This window comes from Priestia megaterium (assembly GCF_009497655.1).
In the GTDB taxonomy this organism is placed as follows: domain Bacteria; phylum Bacillota; class Bacilli; order Bacillales; family Bacillaceae_H; genus Priestia; species Priestia zanthoxyli.
The window spans coordinates 1,768,353-1,791,645 of sequence record NZ_CP023317.1 but is presented as its reverse complement, the minus strand read 5'-3'; the positions used below and the strand labels follow the sequence as shown (position 1 = coordinate 1,791,645).

Sequence of the window (23,293 nt, the reverse complement as noted above, 5' to 3'; positions counted from 1 at the left end):
CGCTTAAATGGCAGAGGAACTGACAAGAACCCGGCAAAAAATGCCGGGTAGAAACGGAAATATGTTCCTACTCGGCATTTTTTGCCTCCTTTTGTTGAATTGTGCGGTAAAGATGAAGTTTGTTACGGATACTTCGTTCACTGATACCGAGTGCCTGAGCTGTTTTTCTGCGGTTGCCTCCACACTCTTCAAGGACTGATTCGATAATTAGCTGTTCTGCTTCTTTCATCGTGTAGTTAATTGGAATATTAATTAATTTTGTTTCTTCGGTGAAATTTTCATTCTCATAGCGTGACAAAGAAATCTCTTGTTCGTGTTGAACAGTTATAGGTAAATCTTTTTCCATAATCGTTCCATCTTTGGTCATAGCAACTGCATATTCAAGAATGTTCCCTAGCTGTCTTATATTTCCAGGGTAATCATACGTTAAAAGCTTTTTATATGCATTTGAAGACAGCACACAAAGCGGTTTCTCCATTTCTTCTGAGTATTTTTGCAAAAAGTATGGAATAAGCAGCGCTATATCTTCCTTCCGTTCCCGTAATGGCGGTAGTGTGATAGGGATGACATTCAAGCGGAAATATAAGTCTTCGCGAAAGCCATTTTCTTTTACCATACGATTTAATTCTTTATTAGTGGCACTCACAATCCGAACATCTACTTTTCTTGTTTCCGATGAGCCAAGAGGCGTTATTTCTTTTTCTTGTAAAAATCGAAGCATTTTTGCTTGCAACGACGGAGGCATCTCACCAATTTCATCTAAAAAAAGAGTTCCTCCATCAGCTGCGGCTACTTTCCCGTTTTGATTGCGAGTAGCTCCTGTAAAGGCGCCTTTTACAAAACCAAAAAGTTCACTTTCAAGTAAAGTCTCTGGAATAGCCGCACAGTTAACGGAAATAAACGGTCCGTTTGCTCGCTTTCCCTGACGGTGAATCCCTCGCGCTACTAGCTCTTTTCCAGTACCGCTTTCACCGAATATAAGCACGTTCGAATCAATGTCTTTTACTCTATTAATAATCGAAAAAACTTGTTTCATAGCTGCACTTTCACCAATCATTTGATCGTAGCCTTTTATTTTCTCAATCGTTTCGCTTAATTCACGAACTTTATCATGAAGCTCCTGGTGTTCAAGCGTTTTTTCAATTAATATATGAAGCTCTTCAATATCAAGAGGCTTTGTAATGTAATGGTAAGCTCCTCTTTTAATAGCTTCTATAGACGATTCAATCGTCCCGTAAGCCGTCATCATAATAATGGATGTTTGAGGCTGAATGTCTTTAATTTTACTTAGCACTTCAAGCCCATTATATTCGCCGAGTCGCCAATCCAGCAAAACAACGTGGACAGGCTGACTGCGTAAAAATTGATAAGCTTCCGGTACTTCTGTAAGATTGGTCACTTCGTAGTTTGTTTCTAGAGCAAAACGAAGAGATGAACCAATAGCAGGTTCGTCATCGAGAATGAGAACAGTCGGTTTCATATGAATGGCCTCCTTTTTCTTTCGTAACAGGCAAGACAATCGTAAATGTTGTACCATTTCCTTTTTTTGTTTGCATCGTAATTTCTCCATTATTCTCTTCTATCCACTGATAGCATAGTGATAAACCAAGACCCACGCCCTGCTTTTTTGTTGTATAGAAAGGTTCCATAATATGTGGGACGTCTTTTTCATCTATGCCTTTTCCTGTATCACTAACATTAATAAAACCCAATCCATTTTCTGTTACAGCCCTGATAGAGAGCTCCTTACGAGGACTGCTTTCCATCGCGTCCAGCGCATTTAACATCAGGTTTAGCATAATTTGTTTAATTTGATCGGGATCACTGTAAAGACGCATACCCGGTTCAATATCAAGAGATAAGTGAACCGCTTTTTTTTTTAACGTAGGGCTAATAATAACCGCTACAGAGTTTATAAATGTTTCTACGTCAAAAGCTATTTTCTGAGGGTATTTAGGCCGGGCATAATCTACTAAACTTTCAACAATACGATTCATTCTTCTCAGTGCTTCTGGAACGTGCTTGGACAGTTCTTTTCGAAACTCTGGATTTTCATATTTATTTGGCAGCAAATCAATAAACGTTTTTACGGATGTAAGCGGATTACGAATTTCGTGTGCCACACCTGCGACCAGCTGACCTAACGCACGCATTTTCTCTTGAGTTGCTAACTTCTTCTCAAGCAGTCTTTCTTCAGAACGATCGGCTAGTGTCAGTAAATAACCGTTCATTTTAGTTGTATCTTCATAAAGCGGAATTACTCGATACAATACAAAATAGACTTCTCCATTTTGTTTGTGCTGAATTTCTTTTGTAAATGGCAATGCCATTTGCGATTGCTTTATCGTATTATACGTTTTAAAAATTTGCTGGATAAGCGGATGTTGATGAATATGACTAGATTGAAATGTTTTATCCTCTATGAGAAGAATTTCTTTTGCCCGCTGATTGATAGTTGTAAGGTTTAGCGATTGATCAAATGTAAGAATTCCGTAATACATATGGTTAATAACTTGTGTCTGAAATGCATGCGCCTGTGAAATTGCTTTTTGCTGAATCTGCAGCTTTTGATTCGCATCAGCAAGCGCCGATGTACGTTTTTTTACTTCTTTTTTTAATCGCTTGTTCCAAAGATATATGGTAAATAAACTACCTAGTGTTAAGACAACTATAATAAGAAGAAAAACAATCCAATTGCGCAATTCTTTTAGGCGTTCTTCTGAAGAAGAAACAAACCATTTTCTATATAGTTCTTGATATGTTCCATCCGCCTGCATACGTGAAATTGAACGGTTAATGATCGATAAAAATTTTGCGTTTTCAGGTCGAGTTGCAACCGCAAACTCTGAAGGTATTCCTACATTATCGAGTATAGTGTACTGTCCTTTTTTCTTTGATTTCTCAAGATAAAATTCCGCGGTCCACTTGTTTGAAAAAAAAGCATCAGCCCGATTTAAAAACAGGAGATTGAGCGCATCCTCTGGATTTAAAGCCACTTGAAACTCTATGTTTCTTACATTCATCAGCAGTTCAAAGGAGATTTTATCTTCCCGCATGGCAACTGTTTTGCCTCGTAAATCGGTTAAAGATGTAACCGAGGATTTTAATGAGTTTGGAATGACTACGGCATCTGCCATCGTAAAATATGGATCGGAAAACTTAAACACTTGATTTTGATTAGCCGAATACTCCAAGCCCATAATGGCATCAATTTTACCTTCTTGCAGTGCTTTTGTTGCTTGATAAAGATCCATTGGAATATATGTAAATTTCACATTCTCTTCTTTCGCTATTTGATTGAGCATATCAATACTAAAACCAGTAAATACTCCTTCATCGTTCACGTAAGAAAAAGGCGCAAGATGTTTTTCTCCAGCAATGCGGTATGTATTTTTTTCGGCTGCGTAATTTGCTTTTTTATTGGGTACAGTTTCTGCTTTTACAGAAACCGGAAGATAAGCTAGAAATAAGATAATAGATAAAATAAAACAAAACGGGCGGAGTGTAACATACATAAGATATAGCTGTCTCCTTTTAAAAAACCTTTAGTTAAGTAGATGAAAAATGTCTTTTATTATTATGTATTTCTTAAGGTATTGGAATTTCAAGAACCAAAATAAAATGATATTGAAATATTCTGTCAATCTTTTTTATAAAGAAAAGCCTCTTTCTAGAGGCTTTTTGTTATCGCAAACAAAACATATTTGTTCGGTAATTAATATTCTTTTACTCTCGGCCTTTAGCTTCTTTGATGTTAAGTTGTATGTAATTTTAGCCCTATAAATATAAGGAGCTGCTAAATGTATTATATCATATTTTGAATGCCTTTTATTTGCTTTCGTTATTGGTCATCTTGCAGCTCTCTTTTTCTTGCAATCCAAAATTTATCTCATTTAACTTTAAATTCACACAAAAATCGCTCCACTCCGGGATATTTTTCACCTAAACTTGTTATTTGGAAGCCAAACTTAGAATAAAAGTTTACTGCCTCTTTATCTGTCTCAGCAAAAATAGAATGTATATCATAGTTCTTACAAAGAAAGCGAATGATGCTGCTTCCTATTCCTTTCCCTCTCTCTTTTGGTAAAACAGCTATATGTTTTATAACAGCTTCCTTGGCGTTAAGAAATTTAACTCCTATACAGCTAACTGTGTCTCCATTTACTTCAATACTATATAATTTCCGACTTGGCAAACACGTGTATTTTTTATACTCTCCATCAACCTTCTCTTCTAAAGTTGCATAAGATAACAGCTTTTTTATTGTCGGGTTCACCATAGTTGAAGTGATTTCTTTCATCCTAGCACCTCTTTTCGCTATTATCTTATGAATAATTAGTTTGTTTTTTAGGACCTTGCGGGTTGCTCTTACATGTCGAAGAATAAACTATACAAAGTAATGAATGAGAAGAAATACCCCGAGAACTGGAGCGGCAGCTAACATAAGGTTTATAGAATTTGTTATTCTCCACTTCTTGTCTGCTTTTGATTCTGTGGAAAGGTTAGCTCTCATTCGATCACCGCTTACAGCTGCTCCAGATATGATAAGAGCTAGCCCCACTAATATAATGAAAGCGGTGAAAAGTACTGTTTCTGAATTTACGTTAGCTATTGTACATGCTACTAAAAGTATAAAAGATAAAATGAACCCACCAATAATTGATTTAATCATTTTTGTCCTCCTCCTATCCTTTTTATAAAGTTTCCATATATTAACTATATAATATCATTTTTTCTGTCTTTTTACTTTTGTTTTTGTTATTCCAACAGTAATTAAACCAACTAAAAAAGCGAAACGCTTATGTCTAAGTGCGTTTCGCTCAAGGGAACTACATTTTAACTATCTTTTGTGATGTCTGCCGGACGTATACGAATTACTTTTGATAAGTCACTTAGTGGTAGCTGTATCTGATGACCTACACGCCCGCCTGAAAAGTAAATCGTTTCACAGTCTTCTGCCGTAGAGTCAATGAAGGTTGTGAACTGCTTTTTCATCCCGATAGGAGAACACCCTCCGTGAACATATCCTGTCAGAGGCAACAGCTCTCTTTGAGGAATCATTTCTAGGGATTTTTCACCAGCTGCTTTTGCCGCTTTCTTTAAATCAAGCTCCTTTTCAACCGGTACCATGAAGACATAATGTTCTTTTGATTTTCCAACGGTCACAAGTGTCTTGAAGACTTTAGCAAGATCCTCTCCGAGCGAAGTAGCTACCTGTACTCCACTCAGATTTTTAGTTTCATAAGAATAATAATTGTACTCAATTTTTTTCTGATCTAAAATTCGCATTACGTTCGTTTTGTCTGCTTTTTTACCCATAATTATCACCGATACCATCATAACACGTTTTGTTTTCATATCTCCATATATTAGGATAGGTAGGTTAAAAAGGGCCATTCATCTATCTTATCGTGATACAATCATTGGTCGTAAGGCACTAAACTTTTTTTAATATCACCCGCCCCTATGTCACAAAAATTTCTTTTCTAAAAGAAAACAAAGGCTTTATCTAAGGAATAACTTGTAGAATAAATGCCGTAATTAAATAGTTAGAGGCAACATAGACCTTCCTTCTTTAACACAAAAAACAAGTCAATAGGCAAAACTTCTTGTTTAATATGCATCATTAAGTAAATCAATAATTTCACCTGTCTTAGGATTTACTGAGTACCATCCATAGGTAGCTTCGTGTGCTTCGCTGTAAGGTGTATTAGGGTCGTCTTTTACATCTTCAAGATCGTGGATAACATAATTCCCATCCTCATCATCGTGGTCATAAACAACAATGTGTACCGGATCATTAATAGAATAACCTTGTTGTTTTCTAACTAACTCCTCCGCTTGTTCGTGAGTCAGTAATGTTTGCGTATCCTCGGCTGGTGCGTCTTCAGCAGCAGATTTTTCGCTACCTTGTGGATTTTGTTGTGAATCCTCAGCATCATCTGTTCTTTTTGCTTTTATCTGAGGTGTTTCCGACATACTTCCTTTTTGATATTTTCCATCATAGTAAACGCCTATTCCTCCACCAGAACTGGTACAGCTTGGCTGATAATCAACTTTTATATAACTTGTATAGTTAGTCATCGTAATCATACAACCACCGTCTATATCATCCGTTATTTGAGTAGCGACATTTCCTTTAATCTTTGCAGTTCCTTCCACATCCCCTGCACTCACAATTCCAGTACTAACATCTTCTGGGTTGTCAAAATGATTTGCGTTTAATTTGAACTTAAACGTGTCGCCTTTTAAATTAGTAATATCTATTCCAGCGGGGTCTGTATCAATATTTCTGCTCCACGTGCTACCCCAGTCAACTTGACTAGGCGCTGATTCAGTTTTATCTGCTGCTTGCGTAGAATCTTCTTTCTGTTTATCCCCTGGTTTTGAGGAGTCTTTCTCTTTTTCTGTGACTTTATTTGTTTTTTTATCCGACTCTTCTGTAGCATTGTCTTGAGGCTCTTTTTTCTTGATTGCTTCGTTACTTTCTTGATTGCTTCTACGTTTTTCTTTGTTGCGTTCTCCTTGGTTTCTTGAGTGCTTGTAGCGGCTTCCTTTTCATCTGAAAAACTACACCCGGTTAAGCTACCTACACATAACAGTAGTGAAATTCCCAAAACAAAAGATCCCTTTTTCATATAAAAACCCCTTTTTATGTATATTTATAGAACTATATTATCGTTAAAATATTCGTTTTTTATATAAAAATGAATCTAATATGCTAAATAATGACTTTTCACTACCCTTGGAACCCAATGTTTTCAAAGAAAAAAGCCACTAGATGTACTAGTGACTTTTTCATTTCTATTCATTCAATTATGCTGCTGCATCAATATGTTTGTTTTCTCTATCGCTACAGATTTTCACCTTAACTATATAGATGACATTTTACTTTATGCTTGCTATCAATCACTGTATCTTCAGGTGTTTCTTTCATGCAGCGGTCAAATGCGAACGGGCATCTTTTATGAAACGCACAGCCTGAAGGTGGATTAAGAGGAGAAGGAATTTCACCTTTAACCTCAATTTTTTCACGTTTTTCATGTTCGTTAATCGCTGGGACAGATGATAAAAGAAGTTTTGTGTAAGGATGACGAGGGTTTGAAAAAATCTCATCTGTTGGTCCTTCTTCTACTAATCTTCCTAAATACATCACGCCCACGCGGTCTGCAATATGTCTTACGACGCTTAAATCGTGGGAGATAAAGAGATATGAAAGCTTCATTTCTCTTTGCAAGCTGCGCAGTAAGTTTAAGATTTGGGCTTGAATGGATACGTCCAGCGCTGAAACCGGCTCATCACAAATGATGAGCTTTGGATTCAAAATCAATGAACGTGCAATGCCTATACGCTGGCGCTGACCGCCTGAAAATTCGTGCGGATAGCGGTTGTAATCTTCTTCGTTAAAACCAAGCTTTTTTAATAACTCAATGACAAGCTGCTTTCGCTCGCTTTTTGCGCCTACATTATGAATTGTTAATGTTTCTTGAATGGAAGCTCCAATCTTTTTCCTTGGGTTAAGGGAAGTATGCGGATCTTGGAAAATCATTTGCAAATCTTTACGAATGGTTCGTAAGCGTGATGCTTTGGATTCGAAAATACTTTCTCCATTAAACTGTGCTTCTCCGCCTGTTGGTTCTACTAATTTTAAAAGCGTGCGCCCTGCTGTACTCTTTCCGCAGCCAGATTCACCTACTAATCCGTACGTTTCGCCTTCATAAATGTCAAAGGATACATCTTGGACCGCTTTGATTTGTCCCTTCGCTTTTCCTAAAGCAGAACGAACCGGATAGTATTTTTGCAGGTTGCGAACTTCAAGCAAGGGCCTCACGCTTTGCTGCTTTGCTTCACTAGACATACGCAACCTCTCCTTCTTGAATTTTTTCATAGTGCCAGCATCGAACGCGATGCGTCTCATCGGCATGCTCTAAAACAGGCACTTCTTTATGGCATTTTTCCGTTGCAAACGGGCATCTTGGTGCAAAACGACAGCCATCTGGCACGTTTGAAAGCGGCGGAACGGTTCCGGGAATGGACGAAAGTTCTTGTGTTCTGTCGCCATCTAAGTGAGGAACCGACTTAATTAAGCCCATTGTATAAGGATGAAGCGGCTTTGAAAACAGCGTTTTAACGTCCGTTTCTTCCATCACTTGTCCTAGATACATCACGGCTACTTTTGTACAAATATTAGCGACAACGCCTAAGTCATGGGTGATGAACAGCACGCCCATGTTGAGCTTGTCTTTTAAATCCATCATAAGATCAAGGATTTGCGCTTGAATGGTTACGTCTAAAGCCGTTGTTGGCTCATCGGCAATAAGAAGCTTCGGCTCGCAGGCTAAAGCCATCGCAATCATAATGCGCTGCCTCATTCCTCCCGAGATTTCATGCGGATACTCTTTTGCTCGCTGCTCTGGAGACGGAATGCCAGTTAGTCTTAAAAGCTCTACGACTTTCTTTTGCGATTCTTTTTTAGAGACTTTTTGATGCAGACGAATCACTTCAGCAATTTGTTTTCCAATTGGCATAACGGGATTTAATGACGACATGGGATCCTGGAAAATCATTGAGATTTCGTTTCCTCTTAGCTTTTGAATTTGCTTTGAAGACATGTCTAATAAGTTTTTTCCTTCAAACAAAATCTTACCATCGTAGCTTGTTAGGTCTTCATCTAATAACTGAAGAATAGATTCGGACGTTACGCTTTTTCCAGATCCGGATTCACCGACAATGCCCAATACTTCTCCTTTATTTAATTGAAGAGATACATTGTCAACAGCCGTTACTTCTCCGCTATACGTTGTAAAAGTTACTTGTAAGTCTTCTAATTTTAAAAGGGCGTTACTCAACGTTTTTTCCTCCTTTTCTTCAGCATTACGTTTTTCGGATTTAACCAATCGCGCAGACCGTCACCAAATAAATTAAGGCCAAGTACAATTAAAATGATAAATACACCCGGAAACACGGTCATCCACCACGCGTTGTAAATCGCAAGCTTTCCGTCATACAGCATATTTCCTAAGCTTGGTGTTGGCGCAGGAATTCCGGCTCCTAAAAAGCTTAGCGAAGCCTCTGTTAAAATCGTCACGGCAAACACGTATGTTACTTGAACGATTAAAGGCGATAAGACGTTTGGTGCCATATGAAAACAAATGATTCGAAGTGAGCTTGCTCCTTGAGCTTTTAGCGCTTCAATAAATGTTTTTTCTTTTACAACAAGCGCAGCTGAACGAACAATTCTCGCAATCGAAGGAATAAATACAAGGCTCAGTGCGATAATAACATTGCTTGTTTTAGGTCCTAAAGCAGACATGATGGCAATTGCTAGTAAAATAGACGGGAAAGCAAACAAGCCGTCACAAATTCTCATTAAAATATAATCAAGAATTTTATAATAAGAAGATAAAAGTCCAACGATTAAACCAAGTACAGTAGCAATAATCGTTACTGCGGCTCCAATCATTAACGATATTCTGACGCCGTACATTGTCCGACTAAATACATCTCGCCCAAAGTTATCCGTTCCAAACCAGTGCGTGCTTGAAGGCGGTGCTAATCGATTTGCAGGGTCGATTTGTAAACTGCCAAAAGGAGAAATGAGCGGAGCAAAAACAGCAATCAAAATAGATAATAAAATAAGTATCGCTCCTCTTACTAGCAAACGATTTGAGAAGAAACGCGCTGCCGCTGGGTTTCTTTTTTTCTTTGAAGTTACTGAAATGGTCTCTGTATTTTGTTGTGCGTTCACATTCATCACCCTCCTTTAATCATGATAAGAATTGCGTACACGCGGATCGATCACGGCATACAGCAAATCAACAACTAAATTGATGACCACGTAAGCAACCGTAATTAAAAGTACAGCTCCTTGAATAAGCGCGTAATCTCGGCGTTCAATTGATGAAACAATCAGCTGACCTAATCCCGGGATGTTAAATAATGATTCTGTTACTGCCGCTCCGGTCACAAGTCCCGCAAATGATTCTCCGATAACTGTTAAAATCGGTAAAAAACTCACGCGCAGCGTATGCTTAAGCATAATTGTGCGTTCATTTAATCCTTTTGCTTTTGCCGTTTTAACAAAGTTTTCAGAAATGGTATCGAGTAAAGATGAACGCGTCATACGCGTAATTAATGCAGCTTGAATCGCTCCAAGCGTAATCGTTGGTAAAACTAAATACTTTAAGTATTCAAATAATCCGGCATTTAACGGAACGTATCCTGAAACAGGGAAAATTCGAAGCTGTACAGCAAAAAGCAAAATAAGGAATGAACCGAGAAGAAAGCTAGGAATAGAGATACCTAAAAGGCTGGCTCCCATAATGCTTTCATCACGAATCGTTCCTTTATGTTTAGCTGCATATATACCAAATAGTAAAGCAAACACCACGCCAAAAATTTGCGCAAGTATAGCTAGAGAAACCGTAGGACCTACGTTATCCCAAATTGCCCCGAGCACAGGTTTATTTAAAAAGTAGGAATAACCAAAATCTCCGTGAAAGATGTTAGATAGCCAGATAAAGTATTGATTGACAACAGGCTCATCCAATCCCATTTCTTTGCTTAGCGCTGCAATTTGTTCCGGACTTGCGCCTTGTCCTAAAATGATTGCTGCGGGACTCCCAGGCGTTAAGCGTGTAATTAAGAACACAACAATAGATACAATGAATAAAACAGGAATTAGTGCAAAAAGTCTCTTAAGTGTATAAGCTCCCATCGTAAACTCCTTTCTAAAACAGAGAGCATAAGCCCTCTGTTTACTAGAATAATAAGATATTATTTTGTTAAACTCATATTGTAGAAAATTGGACCTAAATTATACTCATAGCCTTTTGAATTGTTAGAAACGGCATTGATGTTCACTTTATGACCAATAAGTGTGAACGGAAGCTCGTCCCATACGTATTGCTGGATGGCATCAATGTCACCGCGAGCTTCTTTAACAGAAGGAGCAGCTTTAATTTTGTTTAAGTAGTCCATTGATTTTTCAACTGATGTACCTTTTGTCGTCCAGAATCCTTGGAAGATGGTAGAACGAGCATTCCAGTCAACAGGATAGATGTCCCATTGGTTTGTATCACTCATTTTATCGCTGAATGTCGCCCAGTCGTATACTTCTAATTTTACATTCATACCAATGTCTTTTAATTCTTGTTGAACCACAACAGCTGTATTGTATTGATCTTGGTAATCACGAGACGCCATTAAGCGAATTTCTTCTCCGTTATAACCAGATTTCTTCAAATATTCTTTTGCTTTTTTCTTATCATGCTGGTTATATTCTTCTTTTCCAGCTGTACTGTAGTAGTTTGGATACTCTTTGTTCACAATGGATGAAGAAAGCTTGTAATAATCTGAGCTTCCGTAAGAACTGTCTAAGATATCTTTTGAGTTAAGAGCTGCGTTAACTGCTTTTCGCGCATTGATGTCTTTAAAGACGCCTTTATCTGCGTTGTAGAAAAGTCCCATAAATCCGCCTGGTGATGTTTCTACTTTTGCATTTTGACTGCCTTCAACTTGTTTGGCATTATCGCTTGATACAGATAGCGCAACGTCAAATTGTCCGGTTGTAATACCAGAAATCCTAGTTGACTCATCGCTTACGAAACTAATCTTAATTTCATCAACGTGAGGAGTTTTCTTAACTTCGCGGCCTTTCGAAGAATAATCTTTAAATTTTTCTAATAAAAGATATTGATTTTTCTTCCACTCTTTTACTTTATATGGACCTGTTCCTATGTAGTCTTTGATCCCTTCATCAGATGCATTGTCAACGACTTCTTTTGGTAAAATAGCTGCTGCGGGGATTGGATCAGCTAATAAAGATAGCGTGTTAACATTTGGTGATGGTAAATGAAGCTCTACCGTATAATCACCGGCTTTTGTCATTTCAGCACCAGAGAAGTTTGTTTTCCCAAGGGATGATAGCTTAATCCAGCGGTTAATAGAAGCGACAACGTCATCTGCAGTCATTTCTTTACCGTTATGGAATTTAACCCCTTTTCTTAATTGGAACGTGTATGTTTTTTTATCATCGCTAATATCTACTTTAGACGCTAAGTCAGGCTTAGGATTTCCTTTGTCGTCTAAAATCATTAACCCTTCATAGATACTGCGCGTTGCATCTTTTACATCTGAGTCCCCAGTGATTTGAGCATCTAGCGTTGCTGGCTCACTTTGAGACGCGACGTTTAGCGTTCCGCCTTCTTTTCCTTCTTTTTCACTTGAAGTATTTTTACTTGCGTTACCACTGCACCCTGCTACCATGAGGACAATGATTAAAAGAGAGATGAAAAGTAAATAAGTCCTTTTCACTAAAATCACTCCTATTTCCTTGTATAAAATTTTAATCCGACTATAATAAGAAGAATAGTAGGAATGTGAACAATTGTAGCACTACCTTCTACCTTTGGCAATTAGTATTTTTGACACACAGAGGCTATTATACCATTTTCTATTAAATAAATATGGTATATATGTATAATAGTTGAATAAAAGAACCATTTATTTCTTATAAAGCAAGCGATTGAAAACACTTTATCAACGCAGTAAAAAAGAAAAAACATCTTAAGAAATGGTAATTTAACAAAAAAGGAGAAAACAACAGTGGGATTTTTAATTGGTATATCAGGAAGCATTATTGTGGATCAAGGAGGACGCTTTCCAGGCTATAAGCGAGCGTATGTGAATAACGACTATATCGAATCAACAGCGCTCAGCGGCGGAGTTCCTTTTATCTTGCCAGTACTAGAAGATGAAGAAATGATTAAAGCGCAGGCAGAAAGTATAGACGGGTTGATTTTATCAGGTGGACAAGACGTCAATCCCCTTTTATACGGTGAAGAACCGACAACAAAAACAGGTTCACCTTTTTTAGCACGAGATCAGTCTGAACAGCTATTGTTAAAGCATGTGATTGATCAAGGAAAACCGGTATTAGCGATTTGCCGCGGTTTACAAATTTTAAACGTTGCTTACGGCGGCACGCTTTATCAAGACATGTCAGACATTAAAGAGTCATTTATCAAACATGATCAATACAACAATACAAGCGACCCTTCTCATTCCATCATGATTAAAGACGGAACACGCCTACATGACCTTTACGGTAATCAAGCTCTTATTAATTCATTTCACCATCAAGCGATTAAAGACGTAGCGCCAGGCTTTGAAGTTTCCGCATGGGCAAAAGACGGAGTCATTGAAGCCATTGAAAAACAAGGAAATCAATTTGTAGTCGGCGTCCAGTGGCATCCAGAAATGATGGCAAAAGAACATATTTCAATGCTGAACTTGTTTAAACTGTTTATGGAGCATGTGCAGCAGACAGCTACGAAAAAAGTCAGCATTTGACGTTTCAATCTACTTTGCTACCAATATAAAAAAGGCAGACCATTGTGGCCTGCCTTTTTGTATGAACTGAAGATGCGCAAAGAAATCTAGACAAATCTTCATCTATTAATTAGATAAAATAGTGCAAGTATTTTTGGCTTTTACAGTATTTCAATATACCCTTCTGTTCCATGTACGCGAATTCGCTGACCGTCTTTTATTAGCCGAGTAGCATTCTCTACTCCGACAACCGCTGGCAATCCGTATTCGCGGGCAATGACTGCGCCGTGAGTCATCAGTCCCCCAACTTCCGTAACAAGCCCCTTTATCCCTACGAATAACGGGGTCCAGCTAGGGTCGGTAAAGGAAGTGACTAATATATCTCCATCTGATAGATTAGCTTTTTCCATGTTTAAAATGACGCGCGCGCGCCCTTCTATCACTCCGGAAGAAACCGGTAAACCTACAATTGCTTGGGGCGGGAGGTTTTCTCGTTTGTACGCACCTGTAATAATTTCACCTTGAGACGTGATCACACGCGGAGGCGTTAGCTTTTCATATAATTTGTACTCTTCTTTTCGCTTGCTGATGATTTGGTAATCCAGTTTATGTGTGCGCAAGACTTCGTGAAGTTCTTCAAACGTCAAATAGTATATATCTTCTGATTCATCAATAACGCCGGCTTTTAAAAGCTGCTCGGCTTCTTTCAGCAGAGCCTGCTTATAAACAAAATAACGGTTAATCATCCCGTATTTGGGATATTCACGATAACCGATAAAATTCCGGAGGAGATTAATTCTTTCTTTTGTTTCTTTTGCTTTTTGTTCGCCATTGGGCAATTGCTTTAATCTACTTAATAGCTCTTTCTCTTTTTTTAAGGCTTCCTGCAAACCTTTTTCAAATTTTTTCTTGCTGGCATTAGCCTCAAAGTTTTTAATATTACCAAGAATCACCGGGATAAGTGCAGCTGGCTTTTCGCTCCAGCGAGTTTTCGTAATATCGATTTCTCCAGGACATCGCATTCCGTATTTGCTGAGATAATCATAGATAGCGTCTTTGGTTTCCTGCCCACCTTTAAACTTAACTACTTCATCCAAAAAGTTATCATCTTTTACATGTTGTAAATAATGGATGACTTCTGGATAAGGACGAATTACATCTGCGACATCCAATAGCGCAAGACCCATTTCTGAAGTAATATTGTTTGGGACAGATTGAGAAAGCGTATCTGCTGCGTTTTTTTCACCTAGCCACGTCTCCATTTTTTCATTGATCCATGATGAAGCATCCATAGCGGCCATAAACACAGCTGTACTTTGTGGATCAAATAAAATCTTCTTTAATGTCCCGATATCTTCTGAAATGAAATCGACTAATTCCGACTCTGACTTCGTTTGGATGGTTTGTTTTAGCTCTTCTATTGAAGCTTGATTCTTCTTGATCAAGTCAAAAACGATCGTAAAGTCGTTTTCGATTTGTACCTTAGGTTTCGTAGGCGGCACGCTTTTATTGCTTTTACCGGAACTTTGATCATTAGATAAAGATTTTATGAAATCTCCTCGCTCTATTATGCTTGTAAGTGCGTCTTTCATGAGCGGATCATGTTGTCCCATGGCACCTAACATCATTTTTCTGCTGTCAGGTGAAGCCAGCATAGGGGTGACATCAACAAACAACCTTCCACCGGCTGTACGCATCGGTGCATTAGTCGTTAACAGAAAAAAAGACAATCCCAGTGGTTTCATGGCATCGGTCATCATTTGTTGGTGTCCAACAGATACATACACGTGATTTTCTTGATCAGCTGCTTCTGGAATTGGATATAAAGTAGTGATTGGACGACTTTGGACAATATAAAATGTATCATCAGCCAAGCACCACTCGATATCTTGAGGACAATCAAAATAAGCTTCAAGCTGTCTTCCAACGCGTTCTAATTGTAAAATTTGAGAGTCAGTGAGCGCTTGCGTTTTTTGCACACCAGAAGGAACTTCCTTCGCTTCTGTTCCGCCTTCTTTTAATCCATAGATAGCTAACTTTTTAGCTGCTATTTTTTTATCAACGATTTCTCCTTCTTGTACTTTATAGCAATCGGCAGATACCAAACCAGACACCAGCGCTTCTCCAAGTCCGAATCCTGCATCAATGGATAACAGCTTTCGGTTAGAAGTAATTGGGTCAGCGGTAAATAAAATACCTGAAGCCTGCGGGAAAACCATTCGTTGAACAATAACCGATGCGTGCACTTGACTATGGTCAAATCCATTTTTTATCCGGTAGGTTACCGCGCGATTTGTAAACAGGGAAGCCCAGCATTTGCTAATGTGCTCAAGGATGGCTTCTTTGCCTCTGATATTTAAATAAGTGTCATGCTGACCAGCAAAAGAAGCATGTGGCAGATCTTCAGCTGTCGCACTTGAACGAACTGCATAAGCATGCTCTTCCCCAAACTGAGAGAGAGAATGAATAACTGCTTTTACAACGTCAGAAGGAATTTTTATTTCCATAATGGTTTGGCGAATTTTTTCGCTGATTTCACCAATTTGATCTCGATCATCAGCATTTAGCATCGTCAGCTGGTTCAGTAACGCTTGAAATGTTTCATTTTGTTCAAGAGCTTTTTGATACCCGGCCGCTGTCACACAAAATCCTTCCGGTACTTGTATTCCTTGAATTTTTGATAACGCGCCTAAATTTAAAGCTTTTCCTCCAACAAGTGAAAGCTGTGTATCTTTTATTTCTTGAAAGCTAAGAACTAAAGAGTTCATTCAACATCTCTCCTAACCGGTAATGTTTTATTGATTTTACCAGCAGTAAATGAGAATAAACAGTCTATATCGGCATTTTTTTATGTGGTATAATTAAAGTAGGAAGAGAAATACATACCTTTTTGTTTGCGGTTACATATTTAAAAGTTGTAATAAATAGCTTACCTAATTGATTCGTATCCTGTTTAAAGCAGGTAAGTATATGCCTAATAACGCTTCTATTCTTCCCTCCTCGTTTGACTGCAAGAGAATTTTTTTCAATGTTTTTAATCGCTTTATCTTCTCATACAGAATGAATTTCTTTTTACCCCTTCTTTCAGCTAGTCATCTGAAGAGTCTGGCCCATCAAATGACTAACTCTCTTTTTTGCTATTTTGAAACCATAGCGTTACGAATGTATCTCTTCGCTCGCTTTCTAGCAACTGTATAAACAATCATCTGCAGTACAAGCGCCGCAAGGCTTATGAGTACGATTTGCTCAACCGAAGTAACAGGCGAAAAGTATTTTTCCCATTTTGGATCAGGAAGTCTTAACGCGTTATAAAAATATGAAGTACTAAAAGAAACGATATTTCCTAAAATAAGTGACAAATCTGCTCTAATCAGCCCGCTTAGATAAGATAGTACGACTGTAACCATGGCCATGATTATATAGTTTATTTTTGAATCATCTTCAAAATCTTTTCGTATAGATAGATAAACATATGGAATGCAATAAATGGTAAAAATTATAAAAGGAAGTATTCTTCTCATATAGCAATCTCTCCAATATTTAGGATTCGACATAGTTCTCTATTATTATAAATGAACGAAGAGAATTTTTTCCAGTTTTTTGTGCACAGCGAGTGTAGAAATACCCATATGTATCATGATTGTTTGTAAAATCATTTCTTAAGGCAAAGTAAAAAGCACTCTTGTGAGTGCTTTTTTACAGCATATTTATTTAAGCAGCACATGTGTTTATTCAACTATTCTTTGTTTACTAAAGAATAGTGCGTCTTTGTATACTACCTCTTTTACTCTTGACTGTAGCTTTTTTTCTATCCCTGCTTTAGCATTTTCAAAACATACTTTAAAGCGGTAGTTAAAATATAAAAGCACGTTAACTCGGTTCTTCAGCAAGTACCCAAGGGACTTCTATCTCAAAATTCAGTTGAAGTACGGGTCTGGCAAATCCACCAGGGACAAATTCCAAATTTTTAGAAAAGCCAATATGTAAATTATTACTTATTTGGATTGCATCATCTGAATTTATAATTTCAAGAGGCGTTTGAAGAGATACCTTACCTACAAGATGATAACAGCCAATATAGAAGTGTAGCCCATTTTCTTGAGGATCAAAATGTGATAAGTGATTACATTGAGAAGGATTAATACCTAGTTGGTAAAAAAGCTGAAGCTCTATCTCTGATCTTGACTTCATAGCTTCATAGAAGTTTAGACAATATAGACAATCGCACAAATCCCACTTCTTCAAATACTGTTTTTTTGTTTCTTCAACATCAATTTCTAAAATCCAATTATTAATCTTTATAGTTTGATACATAGTCTTCACTTCCCATACTTAGGCTATTTAGAAGTTACCTTCAGCTGCAGAATTCTTTAGCTTAATTTATAAGCTGATTAGAAAGATAAATTATAACGAATTAGCAAAAGCATCTAATAATTCTTCACTTTTATCTTCTGAAATCAATTCCTACCATTAGTCTCTTCCTCTCTCTACATTCTTTCTAAGTTTAATAGATGCTAAAAAAGAGGACAGCTAGGTAGATATTAAACTACTATCTGTCCTCTTCTGACCGTACTCTTATCAAAATCTTTTAACGAAGCCATAATTAAGTAACATTTTCTACAAACTCTTCTAGAGAATCATACATTTCTAAAGCGTCCCATTCACCCATACCATGTTCAGCTGTAAAAACTGGATAATCTTCATTCGCTATATCAATAAAAAGCGGGTCACCGCCGATTTCTTCATCATACCCTATGACAAACCAGCTTTCTTGCCAATCTCCTTCTTGATTCCCTATAAGGGAATTGGCTTCTAGATCTTCTCTATAGCCTAATTGTCCATCTAAAAACTCGCTTTTAAGATAGATATAATAAGGAGTAGAAAGAATTTCTCCCACTTCATCTTCAAATTCTACTTTCACCGACGTACCTGGAAGTGCTTTAAGAATTTTATAGATTTTCTCTATATCCGGCTTTATCATTTGCTTCTCCCCTTTAATGATCTGTATGATTTATCGTGGCCATTACCCATTCTTCTAAGCTATCTGCTATTACTTCGCGCTGTTCCCAATCGTGCCAAAAGGTGATAATTTGGCCGACTTTTCCTCCTTCAGCCGGATCCAAGTCTATACAAATATCATCTCCTCCCCCATTCGTGGCAATCGAAATCCAACGCGGGTTCCACCACAATTCTTTTTTCACTGGTCCAACAGGTTCTACTTCTGGAAAATCTTCAAATTCTCCTCCGTCTAAAAGCTCTTTTAAGGTTTGCCACGTATACAGAATCTCCTCTAGAGGTAATAGAGTATAATTTTCAATAACTCCTATATACTCATCGCTCTGTCCATTATGTATCATTAACCAGTCTTTAAGGTTTTGGGGGAAGGTTAGTCCCATCTTTTGTTCAACCGCTGCAATTTCTGATTCAGCAGCTGCTTCGTTAAGTGTTCCTACTGCTTCTGGCCGATTTATTCTCAACCACTGTTCAAATTCATGCCAAACCTGCTTCATTTTAAAGGCCTCCTTATATAACATTACTAAATGAATCTATGAAAATGATCCTGTACTTTTTAAGCTTATACTAATTATGTATGGGAATCTTATGTAAATAAACTGTTTTATTACTTTCTACTACATGAAACGAACATCAATTAGCTCGCTTAACCTCATTTTATTCGCCTGGTTACCCCCCTCATCTATAAAAACAAATAATCCTCCTAGAGAATCAACAAACTGAATAACTCCTGTTTCTGTTATACACTGCCCATGCTTGTAATACGTCAGGTACACTTTTTTATGTGTATGAAGCGCTTCAATCAAAGTGAAATTAATCTGTTCCATTTGATCTTCTGTTAAAAAAGGTTGTGGTATTTCTGCTTGTTTTTTTATAATTTCCTGTAATCCTTTGTATTGCTCTGGCATAGTGGCGAACGGTCGCCATTTTTTCATTCCTCTGTTCTGCATAGCAGCTTCCTCCTTTATGCTTTATGACCTCCTAGAAGGCCGTTTCGATAACGAGCCGTTGAATGATCGAGATAGCTTGAGGCCCGTAGAACGCTATTCTTTCCATAACGAAGACGAATGTCATCGATCGTTTTTGCAAGTGCATAGGCTCTTTCCCGCTGATCAATATCCTCAAATAAGCTCATTTGTTCTTCTTCTTGAATGCGTGTGTTCGACAAGGAAATCCCAATGGAACGAATCGGCATTCCGCTATCATGTGTATGTAAGATGGTTAAACAATACGGAAAGATATCTTGGCTTAAATTCGAAGCTCTCCCCATTTTCTTTTGTCTTGAGAAGCCTCCACCTGTTTGTTTGCTGTAACCAATAGATAAATGAACAGTCTGAGCCACTACTTGATGCATGCGTAAACGAAAACATACATCGTCCAATAGCTCTAACAGCAATAACTCCACTTCTTTTCGGTTTGTATAATCATGGAATAGAATCTGACTTTTTCCAAATGAACGAGAGCTAGGAATGTACACATCAGAAATGCGACTGTAATCAATCCCATTCGCATGTTGATACAACTCTTCACCCAGAATGCCAAATTCTTTTTGTAACATCTCCTTTGAAGAAAGAGCGAGTTCTTTGATGGTGTGAATGCCTAACCGTTGTAAGCGTCTTTCCGTAGCAGACGAGATTCCCCAGAAATCCTTCATCGGATGAATGGACCACAGCTTAAAGGGAATATCCTCATACCGCCAATAAGCAACTCCTGTTGGGCTATTCTTGGCCTCATGATCTAAGCTCACTTTTGCCAGTAAGAGATTGGGACCGATTCCGGCAGTAGCTGTCAGCCTTGTTTTTTGATAAATCTCGTTGATGATTTTATAGGCTAATTCTTCTGGTGTTTTAGCGAATAAATGCAAAGAAGTTGTCGCATCAATAAACAACTCATCAATGCTGTACGCATGAAAGTCTTCAGGAGCCACATACTGTAACACCAAACTAGAAATATAGTTCGAAGCCTTGATATACCTCTCCATAGATGGATTCACGACATGGATATCTTTTCTTTTAGGAATATCGAAAAGACGGCTTCCCGTTTTGATTCCTTCTTTCTTTAGTAAGGGTGTGGCAGCTAACACAACCGATCCAGACCGTTTGATATCTCCTACTACCGCAAGCTTTGTTTTTAGCGGATTCAATCCCCGTATGACAGAAGAAACTGAAGCGAAAAATGCCTTCATATCGATGCATATAATGACTCTGTTTGGTAGCTGGGCATAATCCATTGAAAGAACTCCTTAGATAAAGAACGTTTGTTCTCTATTATATACGAACAAACGTTCTTTATTCAATGGAAATTCTAAATTTTTCCCGATTATTGTTACTGCAATATGATATATCTCTTTTTAATCAACTTACAGAAAGGTCTATATAACTATAAAAATAACAAATTATTATTTTTATGTATATTTTTGTTACATTTTCTGTTTTTGTATAGTATAATTTCTCATTGTTGACAAAATATGAAAAAGGGGAGAAAATCAAGTGGTAAAGAATCGAATTTTAGTTAAAGCCTTTTTATTAATGATTTTAGGTCTATTTTCGTTTAGCAGTATATCTTACGCAGATGAATGGAACGATGATGAATTTCAGAAGTTAGTTTTGGAAGAAAAAATTGAAGTATATGGATTAGATGAACTTAAAAATGCAGGGATTTTAGAGAACGATGCAATCAACAAAGTTACATATACTGCTTTTTTTGAAGATGGAGTTAGTTACGATATCAATTTACAAGTGACTACAAACACAAGTGGGGCTATTACGGCTGTTGTATCTGATGCTTCGACAAGTACTTTTGAAGCTTTAAAAAGAAGAGGTAAACCTAAAAAGGGAAAGAATAACACTGTTCCATATAAATTAAATGGTGGAATGAACAAATCAAGCTTTATCAATGAGCACGCATATGATAGGCATAAGTATAATCCAAAGAAAAAATCTACACCTAATGATACTCAATATGGTCGCAATGTTGATGTCAAAAAATTAAGAGAAGAAACTATGAATAATTACGATAATAAATGGTCACAAACTGATAAAAAAGGAAATACTCAAGTTTTTTACGCTAAACGTTTTGATTCTAATATTAGTACCTCAGATACTTCGACAAGAGATCATAGAGTTATAATAAATAAAAGCAACTCTGCAAAGAGTACGCAATTTCCACTAGCATTCTAATTGTGCTATAGATAAGGGGTAGACAACAAATGATTAACGTAAAAAAAAGCCAAGTTTTTATAGAGCTTGATATAGCTAATTGGGATAATACTGAGTTTGGTAGCACTTTGTATGAAATGTGTGAAACTAACAAAGAATATGAAAATGATTTAGTTGAAGTTCACCAAGTTGTTTTTCTTGGTAAACGAAAAAGCCAAGATCATTATTTAATCATTTTAAATATTACTCAGGATATAAACAATTTAGGTAAACCTGTAGAAAATTTATATAGATAATCTAAGAGGCTGGGCTTTGTCCCGGCCTCTTATTATATTCTAGTTCACATAAGTTTAATTATCGGAACCATACAAAAATATGAGCTCTTGGTATACAAGGGCTCTTTAACTTTCCATCTTTTCTTTACATAGTTATTTCGTCATTACATCATCTTCCTCAGTAACATATATTTTAAATCTTTATAAAACGCAATTTTATAACTTTCAATTGCTACTATGTTTTCATTCACAAGTGAAGCCTCTTCTTACTGTTCAATAAAACCTGCCTTAAATCATATGATTAATTCCACAACAAGTGGATTAATTTAATTAAAATAGAAAAAAATGATATTATTGGATATTAGGAGGTATTTATGTACAAATTTTTGATTTTTATTATAGTAGCGTTTTATATCGCTCGTTATGTCGAAAAATACTTAAGAAAAAAGATGCACTTAGAAACCGATCCAGATATTTATAGAAAAAAAGTAAACAGGTGGCACTCAAGAATAGAAGTTGTACTATACATAATATTTTTATTTTCCCTAAGCTATTATAATCAAGTTCCTATGTGGATTATTTTAGCTGCTTTTTGTATTGTTTATCAGGGATTTAATATATTTATGGAATGGAAATTTGCAAGAGAAACAAAGGAACACCTTTTAGCCGTTATCTTCTTCTTCTTTTATTTAGCTTCTATAGGAGTTGGTACTTTGTTAAATGTATTTTAAATAGGAGTTGAATATTATTGCTAAAAACATTTTTATACCTCTTACTATTATTGTTAGTAGCATCTCTTATTACAAAGTATCTTGCTATAAAATTAAATGTTAAAGATGACCACGACACTGAAAAAATCATGTAAACAAGTGGCATAAATGGGTAGAAAAAAGTTTTTATATTGTTTTTATTATACTCTTTATTGCTTTTGAACAGCTTCCTATGTGGGTCATGTTAATTATTTTCTGTTTATGTTATTTAAGTTTCCGAATCTTTATGGAGTGAAGATATAACAGAGAAACTAGGGAATATTTAATATCATTTAGTCTCCTGATATATTTTTTAATAGCAATTATTATTGGAGCAATATTGAATGTTTTCTAATGGTTTATTTATACATACACAAAGAGCTATGTACGTTATAAAAAGCATAGAAAATAAATACACTATAATACATAAGAGCAGGTGGAAATAATTTTTATACCTATATTAGTTTTACTAGTTGGTTTGTATCTATTAATCTCGGGAATTTTAATCATCGTAAAAGATAAAAACACAAAAGGAAAGACTAAAAAAACTTTAGTTGTTTTAGCAGTAGCATCCGATATAGTTACTGATCCAGTGTCGTCTTCTGGGTTCCGTATTATGCTTGGTGCTGTTCTTATAATAGGTGGATTAATTTTATTATAAGAAATACCTATTGGTATATAACTATGTTTCAAAAGGATTCATATCGATTAACCGGTATGAATCCTTTTTTATTACTAAAAATGTTCGTAAAAGTGCATGGATTCC

The 23,293-nt window shown here is 36.8% G+C and carries 23 protein-coding genes; 4 read left to right on the top strand and 19 right to left on the bottom strand.

The window, feature by feature from the left end; genetic code table 11:
• Positions 1–67: 67 nt before the first annotated feature.
• The 12 genes from CEQ83_RS09030 to CEQ83_RS08975 form a co-directional block, all read right to left on the bottom strand.
• Positions 68–1,480: a sigma-54-dependent transcriptional regulator gene (locus tag CEQ83_RS09030; protein WP_049164051.1), complete on the bottom strand. Its 1,413-nt coding sequence runs from the start codon at positions 1,478–1,480 to the stop codon at positions 68–70.
• Complete coding sequence (locus CEQ83_RS09025) at positions 1,452–3,515, bottom strand: transporter substrate-binding domain-containing protein (RefSeq protein WP_098999833.1); 2,064 nt, start codon at positions 3,513–3,515, stop codon at positions 1,452–1,454. The genes CEQ83_RS09030 and CEQ83_RS09025 overlap by 29 nt, the downstream gene beginning before the upstream one ends.
• A 374-nt stretch (positions 3,516–3,889) precedes the next feature.
• Entirely contained in the window at positions 3,890–4,300 is a 411-nt protein-coding gene (locus CEQ83_RS09020) for a GNAT family N-acetyltransferase (RefSeq protein WP_049164040.1), read from the bottom strand.
• A gap of 87 nt (positions 4,301–4,387) precedes the next feature.
• Positions 4,388–4,672 carry a DUF5316 family protein gene (locus tag CEQ83_RS09015; RefSeq protein WP_028413748.1) on the bottom strand — a complete coding sequence of 95 codons (285 nt, stop codon included), beginning with the start codon at positions 4,670–4,672 and terminating at the stop codon, positions 4,388–4,390.
• Positions 4,673–4,836: 164 nt separating this feature from the next.
• Positions 4,837–5,319 carry a Cys-tRNA(Pro) deacylase gene (ybaK, locus tag CEQ83_RS09010; protein WP_045289895.1) on the bottom strand — a complete coding sequence of 161 codons (483 nt, stop codon included), beginning with the start codon at positions 5,317–5,319 and terminating at the stop codon, positions 4,837–4,839.
• 294 nt (positions 5,320–5,613) lie between these two features.
• Entirely contained in the window at positions 5,614–6,162 is a 549-nt protein-coding gene (locus CEQ83_RS09005) for a hypothetical protein (RefSeq protein ID WP_154991450.1), read from the bottom strand.
• A 101-nt stretch (positions 6,163–6,263) separates the two neighbouring features.
• Complete coding sequence (locus tag CEQ83_RS09000) at positions 6,264–6,638, bottom strand: hypothetical protein (RefSeq protein WP_154991451.1); 375 nt, start codon at positions 6,636–6,638, stop codon at positions 6,264–6,266.
• 230 nt (positions 6,639–6,868) lie between these two features.
• The gene (locus CEQ83_RS08995; RefSeq protein WP_098112787.1) at positions 6,869–7,858 is read right to left on the bottom strand and encodes an ABC transporter ATP-binding protein; all 990 of its coding nucleotides are present in this window, start codon (positions 7,856–7,858) and stop codon (positions 6,869–6,871) included.
• Complete coding sequence (locus CEQ83_RS08990; RefSeq protein WP_098626723.1) at positions 7,851–8,849, bottom strand: ABC transporter ATP-binding protein; 999 nt, start codon at positions 8,847–8,849, stop codon at positions 7,851–7,853. The genes CEQ83_RS08995 and CEQ83_RS08990 overlap by 8 nt, the downstream gene beginning before the upstream one ends.
• The gene (locus CEQ83_RS08985) at positions 8,846–9,754 is read right to left on the bottom strand and encodes an ABC transporter permease (protein WP_034264721.1); all 909 of its coding nucleotides are present in this window, start codon (positions 9,752–9,754) and stop codon (positions 8,846–8,848) included. The genes CEQ83_RS08990 and CEQ83_RS08985 overlap by 4 nt, the downstream gene beginning before the upstream one ends.
• Before the next feature lie 9 nt (positions 9,755–9,763).
• Complete coding sequence (locus CEQ83_RS08980) at positions 9,764–10,717, bottom strand: ABC transporter permease (RefSeq protein WP_028413754.1); 954 nt, start codon at positions 10,715–10,717, stop codon at positions 9,764–9,766.
• Between the two features lie 59 nt (positions 10,718–10,776).
• Positions 10,777–12,315, bottom strand: coding sequence for an ABC transporter substrate-binding protein (locus CEQ83_RS08975; protein ID WP_154991452.1), 1,539 nt, complete (start codon positions 12,313–12,315; stop codon positions 10,777–10,779).
• Between the two features lie 291 nt (positions 12,316–12,606).
• Between CEQ83_RS08975 and CEQ83_RS08970 the strand changes: the two genes are divergently transcribed.
• Entirely contained in the window at positions 12,607–13,353 is a 747-nt protein-coding gene (locus CEQ83_RS08970; RefSeq protein WP_154991453.1) for a gamma-glutamyl-gamma-aminobutyrate hydrolase family protein, read from the top strand.
• Positions 13,354–13,493: 140 nt separating this feature from the next.
• Here CEQ83_RS08970 and ppsA read toward each other — a convergent pair whose 3' ends face one another.
• From ppsA to CEQ83_RS08935, 7 genes are all read right to left on the bottom strand, one after another.
• Complete coding sequence (ppsA, locus tag CEQ83_RS08965) at positions 13,494–16,100, bottom strand: phosphoenolpyruvate synthase (protein ID WP_154991454.1); 2,607 nt, start codon at positions 16,098–16,100, stop codon at positions 13,494–13,496.
• 369 nt (positions 16,101–16,469) lie between these two features.
• A complete protein-coding gene (locus CEQ83_RS08960) occupies positions 16,470–16,853 on the bottom strand; it encodes a hypothetical protein (RefSeq protein WP_033578688.1) in 384 nt (127 codons plus the stop codon).
• 349 nt (positions 16,854–17,202) lie between these two features.
• The gene (locus tag CEQ83_RS08955; RefSeq protein ID WP_063247207.1) at positions 17,203–17,646 is read right to left on the bottom strand and encodes a hypothetical protein; all 444 of its coding nucleotides are present in this window, start codon (positions 17,644–17,646) and stop codon (positions 17,203–17,205) included.
• A gap of 289 nt (positions 17,647–17,935) precedes the next feature.
• On the bottom strand, positions 17,936–18,313 hold the full coding sequence (locus CEQ83_RS08950) for an SMI1/KNR4 family protein (RefSeq protein WP_154991455.1): 378 nt from the start codon (positions 18,311–18,313) through the stop codon (positions 17,936–17,938).
• 13 nt (positions 18,314–18,326) lie between these two features.
• A complete protein-coding gene (locus CEQ83_RS08945) occupies positions 18,327–18,842 on the bottom strand; it encodes an SMI1/KNR4 family protein (RefSeq protein ID WP_154991456.1) in 516 nt (171 codons plus the stop codon).
• A 120-nt stretch (positions 18,843–18,962) separates the two neighbouring features.
• Positions 18,963–19,295 (bottom strand): YolD-like family protein, encoded by a 333-nt coding sequence (locus tag CEQ83_RS08940; RefSeq protein ID WP_098112796.1) that lies wholly within the window; start codon positions 19,293–19,295, stop codon positions 18,963–18,965.
• 14 nt (positions 19,296–19,309) lie between these two features.
• The gene (locus CEQ83_RS08935; RefSeq protein WP_155017190.1) at positions 19,310–20,575 is read right to left on the bottom strand and encodes a Y-family DNA polymerase; all 1,266 of its coding nucleotides are present in this window, start codon (positions 20,573–20,575) and stop codon (positions 19,310–19,312) included.
• 259 nt (positions 20,576–20,834) lie between these two features.
• Here CEQ83_RS08935 and CEQ83_RS08930 point away from each other — a divergent pair, with 259 nt between their 5' ends.
• The 3 genes from CEQ83_RS08930 (at position 20,835) to CEQ83_RS08920 (ending at position 22,509) form a co-directional block, all read left to right on the top strand.
• Complete coding sequence (locus CEQ83_RS08930; protein WP_154991458.1) at positions 20,835–21,524, top strand: hypothetical protein; 690 nt, start codon at positions 20,835–20,837, stop codon at positions 21,522–21,524.
• Positions 21,525–21,553: 29 nt separating this feature from the next.
• Positions 21,554–21,799, top strand: a complete 246-nt coding sequence (locus CEQ83_RS08925; protein ID WP_228123044.1) for a hypothetical protein — start codon at positions 21,554–21,556, stop codon at positions 21,797–21,799.
• 353 nt (positions 21,800–22,152) lie between these two features.
• Positions 22,153–22,509: a DUF4181 domain-containing protein gene (locus tag CEQ83_RS08920; protein WP_155017189.1), complete on the top strand. Its 357-nt coding sequence runs from the start codon at positions 22,153–22,155 to the stop codon at positions 22,507–22,509.
• The last annotated feature ends 784 nt before the right edge of the window (positions 22,510–23,293 follow it).